This window comes from Daejeonella oryzae DSM 19973, assembly GCF_000422945.1.
Lineage (GTDB): Bacteria > Bacteroidota > Bacteroidia > Sphingobacteriales > Sphingobacteriaceae > Daejeonella > Daejeonella oryzae.
In genome coordinates, this window is sequence record NZ_AUHA01000002.1 from 1138305 (window position 1) to 1151382 (window position 13078).

At 37.7% G+C, this 13078-nt stretch carries 11 protein-coding genes; 9 read left to right on the forward strand and 2 right to left on the reverse strand.

Features of this window, described 5'->3' with window-relative positions; genetic code table 11:
• Positions 1 to 5 precede the first annotated feature (5 nt).
• The 8 genes from G521_RS0105365 to G521_RS0105400 all read left to right on the forward strand — a co-directional run bounded on the left by G521_RS0105365 (position 6) and on the right by G521_RS0105400 (position 7409).
• On the forward strand, positions 6 to 1922 hold the full coding sequence (locus G521_RS0105365) for a DUF3857 domain-containing protein (RefSeq protein ID WP_220096044.1): 1917 nt from the start codon (positions 6 to 8) through the stop codon (positions 1920 to 1922).
• A gap of 52 nt (positions 1923 to 1974) precedes the next feature.
• On the forward strand, positions 1975 to 2502 hold the full coding sequence (locus tag G521_RS16565; protein ID WP_051189500.1) for a hypothetical protein: 528 nt from the start codon (positions 1975 to 1977) through the stop codon (positions 2500 to 2502).
• Between the two features lie 203 nt (positions 2503 to 2705).
• The gene (locus G521_RS0105375; protein WP_026897622.1) at positions 2706 to 3317 is read left to right on the forward strand and encodes a DUF2306 domain-containing protein; all 612 of its coding nucleotides are present in this window, start codon (positions 2706 to 2708) and stop codon (positions 3315 to 3317) included.
• A gap of 10 nt (positions 3318 to 3327) precedes the next feature.
• A complete protein-coding gene (locus G521_RS16570; RefSeq protein ID WP_051189583.1) occupies positions 3328 to 3795 on the forward strand; it encodes a GNAT family N-acetyltransferase in 468 nt (155 codons plus the stop codon).
• A 223-nt stretch (positions 3796 to 4018) separates the two neighbouring features.
• Positions 4019 to 5293 carry a hemolysin family protein gene (locus tag G521_RS0105385; RefSeq protein WP_026897623.1) on the forward strand — a complete coding sequence of 425 codons (1275 nt, stop codon included), beginning with the start codon at positions 4019 to 4021 and terminating at the stop codon, positions 5291 to 5293.
• 20 nt (positions 5294 to 5313) lie between these two features.
• Entirely contained in the window at positions 5314 to 6132 is an 819-nt protein-coding gene (locus G521_RS0105390) for an ion transporter (RefSeq protein ID WP_026897624.1), read from the forward strand.
• 20 nt (positions 6133 to 6152) lie between these two features.
• Complete coding sequence (gene aat, locus G521_RS0105395; RefSeq protein WP_026897625.1) at positions 6153 to 6788, forward strand: leucyl/phenylalanyl-tRNA--protein transferase; 636 nt, start codon at positions 6153 to 6155, stop codon at positions 6786 to 6788.
• 9 nt (positions 6789 to 6797) lie between these two features.
• Positions 6798 to 7409 carry a trimeric intracellular cation channel family protein gene (locus tag G521_RS0105400; RefSeq protein ID WP_026897626.1) on the forward strand — a complete coding sequence of 204 codons (612 nt, stop codon included), beginning with the start codon at positions 6798 to 6800 and terminating at the stop codon, positions 7407 to 7409.
• A gap of 9 nt (positions 7410 to 7418) precedes the next feature.
• On the opposite strand, the gene G521_RS0105405 is transcribed toward G521_RS0105400, so the two are convergent.
• Both G521_RS0105405 and dapF read right to left on the reverse strand, forming a co-directional pair.
• Positions 7419 to 10313, reverse strand: coding sequence for a DEAD/DEAH box helicase (locus G521_RS0105405; protein WP_026897627.1), 2895 nt, complete (start codon positions 10311 to 10313; stop codon positions 7419 to 7421).
• Positions 10314 to 10488: 175 nt separating this feature from the next.
• Entirely contained in the window at positions 10489 to 11274 is a 786-nt protein-coding gene (dapF, locus tag G521_RS0105410) for a diaminopimelate epimerase (RefSeq protein ID WP_026897628.1), read from the reverse strand.
• A 245-nt stretch (positions 11275 to 11519) separates the two neighbouring features.
• Here dapF and G521_RS0105415 point away from each other — a divergent pair, with 245 nt between their 5' ends.
• The gene (locus G521_RS0105415; protein ID WP_026897629.1) at positions 11520 to 13028 is read left to right on the forward strand and encodes a Do family serine endopeptidase; all 1509 of its coding nucleotides are present in this window, start codon (positions 11520 to 11522) and stop codon (positions 13026 to 13028) included.
• Positions 13029 to 13078 lie beyond the last annotated feature (50 nt).

Sequence of the window (13078 nt, forward strand, 5' to 3'; positions counted from 1 at the left end):
TGATTTTGAAGAAAAACTTAGTCCTGGCATTGATGCTGGTACCGGTCATGGCCTTATCGCAAAAGCTGACTTTCCCTGCTGATTTATACAAAGCTTCCACTATACCGGATTCCATGAAAACCAATGCAAACTCTGTGGTACGCATAGAAGAAAGTAGTTTGGAAATCAAGTCGCCGGCGAAAGCCACATTAAGTATTAAAAAACTGATCACATTACTTAATTCCCAGGCTGCTGAGGAATTGACATTTGTTTATTATTATGATGATTTCAGAACCATCAATGAAGTTGAAATAAAGGTGTATGATGAATCGGGAACTTTAGATCGTAAATACTCTAAAAAAGATATGCGGGATATAAGTGCTAACGGTGGTTCGACATTAGTGTCAGATAACCGGTATTTATATCTTGAAATAGCTACTCCGGGATATCCGGCAACGATTGAAGTTTCCTATAAAATTTCAAGTAATGGCCTGATGGATTATAACGACTGGGAACCCCAGGGCTATGAACAAAGTGTGCAGAACAGCAAATTTACGGTTAGTTTGCCCGAAGCACAGGTGTTAAGGCACAAAACCACCAATATCCGGATTAAACCTTCTGAAACTTCGGTAAATGGACTTAAAAATTATACCTGGACAGTTGCGGGATTAAAGGCATTAAAAGTTGAAAAAGGAAGTCAGTATTGGGCAAGTTATCCACGGATAAATATGTCTCCCGCTGATTTTGAGATTGATAATGTGAAGGGAAATCTATCTTCCTGGGAAGAATTTGGCAGGTTTTATTATCAGCTTTCTTCAAAACAATTTGACCTGAGTGCGGTAAGGCAGCAGGAAATTCGGGAAATGACAGCCGGTCTAAAAACTGAGAGGGAAAAAATTGAATTCCTTTATCGCTACATGCAGCAAAATATGCGCTATGTTAGTATTCAGTTGGGAATCGGAGGATGGAAGCCTTTTGCAGCCAGTTTTGTTGATGACAAAAAATATGGTGATTGCAAAGCGCTTACGCACTATATGCAGTCTTTGCTGCAGGCGGTTAATATAACTTCTTATCCGGCATTGATAAATGCTGGTGAAAATGCAGAAAAGGCAGATCTGATGTTTTCAAACAATATCTTTAACCATGTTATCCTGATGGTTCCGCAACCCAAAGATACAGTTTGGCTTGAATGTACAAGCAATACGGCACTACCCGGAAAGCTGGGTACTTTTACTGAAAACAGAAATGCGCTGATCATTCAATCAGAAGGAAGTTATCTGCAAAGCACCCCTTTCAGTTCCGCTTCTGCAAATACTCTGGAAATGATCAGCGACGTGCAATTAACTGAAACCGGGGCTGCAAAGGTTAAACTTAATTTAAACGGAAAGGGAGAGTACCGTGATGATATGATCTACTCTTTTGCCCGTCAAAAATCTGAAGATCAGAAATTATGGCTTGTGAATAGTTTAGGATTAAAGCAGGCTGATACCTGGTCTACTCAGCATATGAGTGAAATGGATGAGGTTAAAAGGGCAATTATTGACTTGGAATATTCTAAACTTTACGAATTTAGTGCCGGTTCAAAGCAATTTTACCGCCCGCGGCTGCAAAAATTATGGCAGCTTTCTTTGCCGGAAGACCTTGAGCGCAAAACGGATTATTATCTGAACTGCCCGGTTATTAAAACAGATAAAACCGTGTTTCATTTGCCGGAGGGTTTTGAGCCCGAAAGTCTTCCGCTTAGCGTTGAGAAAATCACAGCAGCAGGAATGTATAAAAGCAACTTCGTTTACAATGAAGAAGAAAATACAGTTACCAGCACAGCCAGCATCAATATCCCTAATCAAAAAATTAGCGTGAAATTATACCCTGCAGCAAAGGCGTTTTTTGATGAGGTGATCAAAGCAGAATCCAGGCGACTGATTATTAGAAAAAAGGGATAAAAACTTAACACAAAAGCCTCAATTATTGAAAAATTAAAAAATAAATCAAGTAATGAAAAACACAATTGCAGTTATTACAATAACATTAATGATACTCTCTAAAGGAGTTTTTGCTCAATCACAGTCGGTTGAATATAAAGCTGGTCATTCTTTTAACATTAGTTTGCCGGATTACATGAGCAAAACCAGTGGGCTGAATAGCGCAGCAACAATACAATATAAAAATGCAGTAAAAGATGTTTATGGCTTTGTTATTTTCGATACGAAGGAAGAGTTAAGTCTTGTAGATATGAATTTTGCTTCTATTGATGAATTCTATGAAGAATTTATTAAAGATTTTCTGAAAGATCAAAAGAACAGACAAATATCAAAACCTGAATCAAAAACTATTGGCGAATATAAATTTATTCAAAGTGATGCAAGTTATTATGATGAGGATGTAAAGGGAGATATATATTATTTGGTTGGAGTTGTTGAAACAAAGAAAACATATTACAAAGTTTTGTCATGGGTACTTGCGGAAAATAAAAATAAGTTTAAGGAGGATTTTCAAAAAATACTTTATAGTATAAGAGATTAAAAAGATGGTAAAATTTATAGATAATTCATCCTTTCAATAAGCATATTTTCCTGTTCGTCAGAACATATTAATTATTGAGATGATAGTAATCAATTTTAAAAGTTGTTACAAGATATCACTTGAATGAAATGAATTTTTGACCGATTAGCAAATAGCTTACAGTAATTTATCCACCCTGCGAATCTATTAATTGCTTTACTTAAATGTCATTATCAAAAAAAATACTCTGGATTTTGATGGCTGCGTTTGCAATTGCTATTGGATTTTATCCGGCAATATATTTTTTGGCTGACAGGAATTTCGGGTTATTAAGTTCAAAATCAAATGAACTTTTAAGCAATGTATTTTGGAACATTGGATTTTATACTCATATAATTTTTGGCGGAATAGCATTATTAATTGGATGGGTGCAATTCGGTTCTAAATTCAGAAATCAAAATCTGAAATTGCATAAAGTTATTGGAATTGTTTATATGATGTCTGTTTTATGCAGTTCAATTGCTGGTATTGGAATTGGATTTTTTGCAACCGGAGGAATTGTAGCATCATCTGGTTTTATATCATTAGGTCTTATTTGGTTTTTTACAACATTGATGGCTTATCTGAAAATTAAAAGGAAACAAATCAAGTTGCATCAAAAATTTATGATCTACAGTTATGCTGCTTGTTTTGCCGCCGTGACTTTAAGGATATGGCTTCCGCTTTTAATTATGGCCTTTGGTAACTTTATAACCGCTTACACAATTGTAGCCTGGTTATGCTGGATTCCGAATTTAATTGTAGCTCATTTAATAATCAGAAGAATTGAATTGTAAAATGTATAAAATGTTCATTAGAAAGTATACTCATTCTGATAGAGACAGGATCATTGAACTGCTTCAATTGAACACTCCAGAATACTTTGCAGCAATTGAAGAAGATGATCTGCGAGCTTATTTACATAATCACAGCAGCAATTATTTTGTAATAGAAATTGATGATTTAGTAGTTGGAAGTGGTGGTTTTAATCTAGCTGATGATGGCGAAATTGCTAAGCTATCATGGGATATTTTTCATCCCGGATTTCAGGGAAAAGGACTTGGTACCGAATTAACTAAATATAGAATTCAGCAGATCAGAGAAATTAAAAGCGTGCGCATTGTTTCTGTCAGAACATCACAACTTGTCTATAAATTTTATGAACGTTTCGGTTTGGTTGTTAAAGAAATCGTTGCTGATTTTTGGGCCCCTGGTTTTGACCTTTACAGAATGAATTGTGATATTAAACTTGTTAAGATTCCATTAGGAAAGTAATTTAAAGGCCTGCATTTTTTTGTATTCTGATATGGCTTGATAACATCTTTTTTAAAAGGCGTATCATGGGATTTTATTATAGAACATTCAGATCGCAAAATATTTGTCAGAATTAACTTCATCGGGGCAAAGGCTGGTCTGATAAATGATAAGCATAAAAAAGAATCTAATTATTGTATTGGCCGGGCTAATTCATCAGCTTCGTTCAGAAAAAGTTAAGAACATGGAAATATTAATTATTGCTTTTTTGATTTTGCTTAACGGTGTTTTTTCGATGAGTGAAATTGCGCTGGTGTCATCCCGCAGGTTTACCCTGGAAAGTATCGCGAAAAAAGGAAACAAAAATGCCCAGAAAGCACTTGATCTGGCGGCCAGTCCCAATACTTTTCTATCCACGGTTCAAATAGGTATTACGTTAATCGGAATTTTAACAGGTGTATTCAGCGGCGAAACATTGACGAAACCTGTTGTTGAAAGTATAAATACTATTTCATTTCTGGCCCCATATTCAGACACACTGGCTGTAGTATTTGTGGTATTTATAATTACCTATTTTTCTATTGTGTTTGGCGAGTTAATTCCAAAAAGAATCGGATTGTCTTTTCCTGAAACTATTGCCACAATGGTTGCCCGCCCCATGAATGTACTCTCTTCTGCAACCAAGCCATTTATCTGGCTGCTGGTCAAAACAAATGATTTGGTACTGGGACTTTTCGGTATTAAGGAAAAGCAGGAAGGCATTATCACAGAAGAAGAAATCAAATCCATTATTGCAGAAAGCACCAGCAGCGGCGAAATTCAGGAAATTGAAGAAGATATTGTGAAACGTGTTTTTGCATTGGGCGACCGGAAAGCGGGAGAATTAATGACTCATCGCTCAGACATTATGTATATTGATATAACGGATGATATAGATGAAATCAGAAGGAAAATTAAAGAAGACCGGCATCCGGTATATCCGGTAATTAATAAATCTCCCGAAAAGTTATTGGGAACTATTTCTGTCAATCAAATATTTACCGAAAGTTACCAGAATGAACTTTTTGATTTGAACGGACTGTTACAAAAGCCGTTTTATGTTCAGGAAAATATGGCCGCTTATAAGGTACTCGAAAGATTTAAAGAAGATCAGGTTCATATGGTTTTTGTTGTGGATGAGTTTGGTTCCGTACAAGGCATTTTGTCTGTTACTGATGTGGTAGATGCCTTAATTGGCGAAGTATCATTAAGTGTCAATGAAGAATTAAGCATTGTTAAACGGAATGAAAATTCATGGCTTGCAGACGGGCAATATCCGTATCATGAATTTGTAGAATATTTTGGATTAAATGAAGCGGAAGAAGCGGATGGATTTACCACACTGGGAGGATTGATTTTAAAAAATGTACATCATTACCCTAAAACAGGCGAAAAAATAAGATGGCGGAATTTTGAATTAGAAATAATGGATATGGACGAGATGCGGATCGATAAAGTGTTAATTACAAAAATTCGCTAATTAGTATTTGAATCAAACAAATGAGCCTCAGAAGAAAATTATATGTCATTGTTTTTGGAACAGAAACCAAAGCCGGGCGACGTTTTGACTTGGTATTGTTGTGGCTGATTCTGGCAAGTGTTTTAGCGGTTATGCTCGAAAGTATATCCAGCGTAGGCAGTAAGTACAGTGAATTGTTTTTTAGAATTGAACTTATTTTTACAGTCATATTTTCAATTGAATACCTGCTAAGAATTTTTATAAGTCCTAAACCCCTTAATTACATTTTTAGTTTCTGGGGCTTAATAGATTTAATATCTATTCTTCCAACTTATCTGATTGTATTATTCCCGAATTTCCACTATCTGCTGATTATCAGGTCTATAAGGCTAATGCGGGTTTTTCGTGTTGCTAAATTAGTCAGGTTTACGGCCGAAGGAAAAATGCTCGGCGAAGCTCTTAAATCCAGTTATTATAAAATAAGCACATTTTTATTTACGGTGCTCATTACTGTTACGGTGATGGGAACCGTTATGTATGTTGTAGAGGGACCGGTAAATGGTTTTACAAGTATTCCGCAAAGCATTTACTGGGCAGTAATTACAATTACTACGGTAGGATACGGAGATATTGTTCCTTCCACTGTGGTTGGCAAGTTGGTTTCATCTATGGTCATGGTAATTGGTTATGCAATTATTGCCGTTCCCACGGGTATTTTTACGGTCGAAATGTTTAAATCGGTAAGCCATCGTACAGAGTGTAAAATTTGCAAACATAAAAATGAATCTTTAGCTAAGTTTTGCAGTAATTGCGGCAATCCGATCAATGAGCATTTAGAAGAATTTGAATCGAAATCATAGCAAACCAAAGAATTAATATTTTGATTTACCGATTAGACGAAAAGGAAATTTGGTTTCCCAAACCTGAGCTAGCCGATGAAGATGGCCTGCTGGCAGTGGGCGGAGATCTCTCTCCCGAACGATTATTATTAGCATATAGTCATGGAATTTTCCCCTGGTTTTCTGAAGAAACTCCTATTCTGTGGTATGCTCCGCATGAGCGTTTCGTGTTATTTCCTGATAAAATCCGAATTTCATCAAGCATGAAACAGGTAATTCGAAGGAAGCGCTTCCGGATTACCTATGATCAGAATTTCCCGGATGTGATTCGTGCCTGTGCTTCTGCAAATCGTAAAGATGAGCCCGGAACCTGGATCACTCCCGATATGATAGAAGCTTATATTCAATTGCATGAGATGGGTTTTGCGCATTCTATAGAAATTTGGGAAGGAAATAAATTAGCCGGTGGTTTATATGGAGTGGCCTTAAATGGTGTTTTTTGTGGTGAAAGTATGTTTAGCCAGGTAAGTAATGCTTCAAAAATGGCGATGATTGCTTTGTGCGAAAATAAAAAATACCGTATGATTGATTGCCAAATGCATACCAGCCATTTAGAAAGCATGGGTGCTGAATTTATTTCGCAGAAAGATTATTTAACTATTTTGCAACAAGCCTGATCTTAAATTATGCAGTTACCTTATTATATCGATTTACTCGGAACACTGGTGTTTGCAGTTTCGGGGGCATTGGCCGCCTCAGATAAAAATATGTACCGCGATATTTTCGGGGTAGCCTTTACCGGCTTTGTAACGGCTGTTGGCGGCGGTACCTTACGCGATATGATCCTGGGCGTCCGTCCGGTTTGGGTAGCCGACGGCAATTATCTTATTGTAGTTACTCTGGGCGTATTGCTGGCCCTTTTTTTTAAATATTATTTCCTGAAGTTCCGGCGTACTTTCTTTCTGTTTGATACGATGGGTATAGCCCTATATACAATTGTTGGCGTTCAGAAATCGCTGGCTTTTGGAGTCTCTCCGCTGGCAGCAATTATTCTGGGAATGTTTTCGGCGGTAATGGGCGGCGTAATACGCGATACACTGATCAACGAAATTCCCCTGATTTTCAGGAAGGAAATTTATGCCACAGCGTGTTTATCCGGAGCGGCCTTGTTTGTTTTGTTAAAATCCCTTGGCGTAGATGACAATGTGAATGCATTCTCGGGAGTAATTCTCATCTTCATGATCAGAATCTTATCCGTAAAATACAAGTGGACATTGCCAAAGGTAGGCTACCGGTAATCAGAGTAATTAATTAAGGATTTCCTGAATATCCTGAGCCGTTAATGATTTTACAAAACTTTCTTCAGTTGTAATTAATGAATCAGCAACACGCTTTTTCCTGTTTTGTAAGGCCAGAATCTTTTCTTCGACCGTGTTTTTACTGATGAATTTATAAATAAATACATTTTTGGTTTGCCCGATACGGTGAGTCCGGTCAATGGCCTGCTGTTCTACCGCCGGGTTCCACCAGGGATCAAGTATAAAAACGTAATCGGCCTCAGTTAAATTAAGGCCAACTCCTCCGGCTTTTATCGAGATCAGGAAAAGTTTTATGTCTTTATTCTCCTGAAATTCTTTCACTACTTCGCCCCGGTTAGTTGTGGCACCATCCAAATAGGTATAGCGTACATTTTCCCGATTAAAGTGCCGACGGTAAATATCCAGCTGTTTTACAAACTGCGAAAATATCAGCACTTTATGGCCTCTAGAAAGTATATTTTCCAGCGTATGAATTACACTTTCAAATTTTCCAGAATCTCCTTCATAGCCTTCATCAATCATGGAGGGATGATTTGCTATCTGCCGAAGTTTTGTTAAACCCTGCAAAACCTGAACCTGCGATTTGCTGAATGTTCCGTTTTCAAGACTCATCAAAAGTTCATTCCTGTATTCTGATTTTGTCTTTTCATAATATTCATTCTGATCTTCACTCATCTGGCAGTAATACAGATTTTCTGTTTTTGCAGGAAGCTCGGTAGCAACCTGGTTTTTGGTCCGCCTTAATATAAAGGGCTTTATCAGCGATTGCAATTTGCGGGCTTTTTCTTCATCCTTTTTCTTTTCTATCGGAATTACAAAATCAGTTTGAAAAAAATGCTGATTTCCTAATAATCCCGGATTGATAAAAGACATTTGCGTCCAAAGGTCATTAACCGAATTTTCTACCGGCGTACCGCTTAAAATCAGTTTGTTTTTAGACTTTAACATTTTAACCGCCCGGTATGATTTTGAAGCCGGATTTTTAATATTCTGACTTTCATCCAGAATGATATAATTAAAATATTGGCTGCTTAAAATCTCGGCATCAATGCGTGTAACTCCATAAGTAGTAAAAATTACATCGTAATTCATAAAATGATCCTGCTCCTTATTTCTCAAACTTCCGGTGTGAACCAGGATATTTAAATCCGGAGCAAATTTTGCCGCTTCGTTCTGCCAGTTATAGATCAGAGATGTTGGCATTATAATCAATGAAGTCGGACTTGTATTCATCTGCCCTGCTTCTTCTTTTACTTTCTGCAGCAGCGCCAGCGTTTGTACGGTTTTCCCCAGACCCATATCATCAGCAAGGCAGCCGCCGAAATTGTATTTTTTAAGGAAATGGAACCAGTTATATCCGGCCAGCTGATATGGTCTTAGTTTTCCTTTGAAATTTTTAGGAACTTCTATCTCATCAATTTCTTCAAAATCACTTAGCTGCCGAAGCTTTCGGTCCATGGTAATTCCTGCTAACTCACTTTCCTGAAATTCATTAATCAGACCGATATGATGTTTTTTAAGTTTTAAATTTGCGCCTCCGTCTGTAAACTGCATCAGGTTACTGAATTGTGAAAACCATTTTTCAGGGATAACGGCAATCTCGCCGTTAGGCAATTTAAACTCATGAATTTTATTAAGGATATGGTTTTTTAACTCGATAAACGGAATTTGATACGGGCCGAAATGCACTACGGCATGGATATCAAACCAATCGTTGTTTTCACGGATATCTAAATCTATTTTACTGCTTCCCAGAACAAACTTTTTTTGTCCGTCCGGCTGTTCAAAAGAAAAGCCTTTTTCTATTAATTCATCGTGATGTTCATTCAGCCAGTTAATAGCGCTGAAAGGTTTGCTTTCAGAATCTCCATCCTCGCTAACTTCTAGATTTGACAATATATTCCCGGTAGGTTTTAAACCCATACTTTTTAAAGTGTCCAGGTTTTTGCTCTCCCAAAGTAAAGACCGTTTTACCCGGTGGAAAATATAATTATCGCCGATTTTTTCTGTGCGCACAGAAACTTTGCGCTCATTGCCGGCAGGGAAAATAAAATTGCCGTATTTAAAATAAAGCTGAAGCTGAGAAGCTTCGCCTTCAGAAAAAAGTACTTTCAAAACCGGCTGAGCTTCAAATTTTTCTGTGAGGATTTCGAAGCCTTCCGCATATACGGCATGTTTTTCTATCAGCGGTGCTACAAATTTTTCGAAGTATGTATTTTCTGAAGATTTTGGAATGGCAATAAACCGCTTGTTTAAAAATGGCTGCAACTTTTTCCCTTCCAGATCATCCGAAAAATAATAAAGAGTATCATCCAGAAGAAGCCATGCAGGCTGATTGCAAATGACACTTGCATCTTTAAACATAAATTCAATCCGGAAACCTTTAAATTTTATGGTCGGAAAATATCTGGTTTCCAGTGCATTGCGTCTGAAGTGAAACAGTACAGAAGCCGCTTCTTCACTGATGTGCAGTCGCCGCTCAACCGGCCAGCCTTCTTTACTCATCAGATAAATTTCTTTATCAGCCAGAAGTTTAAAAGCCTCGATCAGCCTTTTTTCTATTTTTGGCCTGAAGGTTTCATAAAGTGTTTCATTAAAAATAGTGCTGAAATACTCTACAGGCCTGATCGGCTTTTTATGAAAACGCTTAATAATATTTCCCTGCTCCGTTTCTTCTAATAACTTAATCAGCTTGTGATCAGTTTCATCTAAAAAGACAGTAAACTCCTTTGCGGTGGCAGTAAATAAACGTTGATAAGTAAGCGAAAAATTGCCATCCTGATTTAACTGAACAATGTGAGGTTCAATCAAATATCCCAGAAATTCGTGTTTGCAAAGGGCATACACTATTTTACATGGCTTGCTGTTATCAACTCTTAACATTTTGGAAGGGGGAAAATAAAAGCAATGTAGGGGACTAAAAAATTCTAAACCTAATCAGAATTTTGCATTAATCATTAAGATTGTCTCTTAAAATTGCTTGAGTTTGATAAAATGGGTATTTCACCATTACAGAATAGGAAGAAATACTTTAAGCATTATGCCTTTGGGTAATTATTTAAATTTGAATTTGGCCTCTGAAGACAAAGGTTGCGGGTCCTTCTAAAAATATATTACTGAATTTTGTGCCATCATAATCGAATCTGACATTCAGCTGTCCACCCAAAACATGGATTTCTGTGTTAATCTGCCCGGTTAATCCCTTTTTTAAAGCCATTGCGAGAGCCACGGCAGTAGCACCTGTACCACAGGCAAAGGTCTCGTCCTCAACACCCCGTTCATAGGTCCTAACATATAAATGATCTCCAAAATCCTCAACAAAATTTATATTAATTCCTTCATCTTTATAAGTCTCATTAAACCGGATACTTTTTCCCTCCTCATACACATTTTTATTTTTAAGATCGGTGCTGCAGGATACATAATGCGGCGAACCCGTATTTAAAACAAACGCCTCTGCATCTTTTGTAATGCTTTCCACATCAATCATTTGCAAGCTCACCCAATCTCCAGATTCTGAAATTCTGGCATAGTGTGGCCCATCGACTGCCAAAAAGGTAGTTTCGTTTTTAATGATATTCAGAAATTTGGCAAAGGCAACAATACAGCGGCCGCCATTGCCGCACATGCTGCTAGGTTTCCCATCAGCATTATAATAAACCATTTCAAAATCGTACCCGGCGCTTTCCTGGATAAACATTATACCATCGCCGCCGATGCCAAAGCGCCTGTTGCAAAGCCGTTCAATCAATTCGGGATTGCTGTGATCAAAATCCAGGTTTCGGTTGTCCACTAGGATGAAATCATTGCCTGCGCCCTCGTATTTATAAAATTGTAGGTTCATAATAATAGTACAAAGATTGTAAAATTTAGTTTAGAAGTACCCAGAGGTAGATATTATTGATCGCAACTAAGTATTTTTATACCTAATCAATTTATTAGGTTTTTAGTACAAAAAGCCGTTGCGCAAAGAAAAACTAATTTCGGGTTTAACATTTTTTAACATTGTTTAGGGCATCTGTTTTGCAGTTAAATCGTTTAAGTGGTATTAATTTTGAATGCTTGATCAAATCTTATAATTAACAAAATATGAAAAAGATAGGTATAACTTTTTTAGCAGCCTGCCTCGGCGGGGCTGTTGCTATCGGTACGTATAAGCTGGTAGAAAACAAATACACTAACGGACTTACATTTGAGGAGAAGCAGAAAGTCTATTTTACAAATAATCCTTCAGCACCTATTTCTTCATCTACCGGAGATCTGGATTTTACGCAGGCCGCTGCCGCTGTAACACCTGCTGTGGTTCATATAAAAACTACTTACAATGCTACCGCAAAAGAAGGTGGCGGGCAGGATCCTTTCCAGGATATGTTTGAGGATTTTTTCGGTAACCGCCGCAGATCTCAGGGCCCGATGAAAGGCTCAGGTTCTGGAGTAATTATTTCTGATGACGGATATATTGTTACCAACAATCACGTGGTTGACAACGCGGATATAATTGATGTAATACTTCCGGATAAGAGATCTCTGAAAGGAAAAATTATTGGACGTGATGCCAATACAGATCTGGCACTGATTAAAATTGAAGGCAAAGGGTTTCCGATTGTAAAACTGGGAAATTCAGATAACGTACGTGTTGGCGAGTGGGTTCTGGCTGTAGGTTATCCATTTGCATTAAATACTACGGTTACAGCAGGTATTGTGAGTGCAAAGGGAAGAAGTATCGGAATTTTAAATCAGTCGAACAGACCTTCACCCGATGGATCTCCTCAGCTGAATACAGCTATTGAATCTTTTATTCAAACTGATGCAGCCATAAACCGTGGAAACAGCGGCGGTGCGTTGGTAAATACACGTGGCGAACTGATTGGAATTAATGCCGCGATTGCATCCCAAACCGGTAATTATGAAGGTTATGGTTTTGCAATTCCTATTAATCTTGCTAAAAAAATATTGGATGATTTCCGCGAATTTGGAACTGTTAAGCGTGGTTATATCGGCGTAAGCTTTCAGGATCTGGACGCCGAGCGAGCTAAAGCTTTAGGAGTTGATCAGATTAATGGCTTATATGTGCAGGATATTGTTCCCGGTGGAGGCGCTCAGGCAGCCGGCATTCAGCAGGGAGATATTCTTACCAAAGTAAATGGTACCACTATTACTTCCTCCTCAGATTTGCAGGAAATGGTAGGACGTTTGCGCCCTGGCGATAAAGTTCAGTTAGCATATTTGCGTGATGGAAAAGAACGCAATACTACTGTAGTGTTAAAAGGTGAAGAAAGTGTTAAAACAGCGGGTAATTCACGGTCGGCAGAGGTGGTGAAAAAAAATCTGGGGGCTAGCTTTGCTCCGCTGAATGAAACACTGAAAAAGAAATACAAAATCAATTCCGGGTTAATAGTTACTCAGGTTCGTCCGGGCGGATTTTTTGACCAGATTGAACTTCCTGAAGGAACTATCATTGTATCTATCAACGGAAAAGCAATTACTAAAGTTGAAGATATTGAATCTGCTATTTCTTCGGGTAAAAATAACATGGCCACAATAAATGCCATTACTCCTGATGGATATCAAATGAGATACCAGTTCCAGGTGAGATAAATCAATTAAAATCATTAAAAGCCTTTTCGGAATTCGGAAAGGCTTTTTGT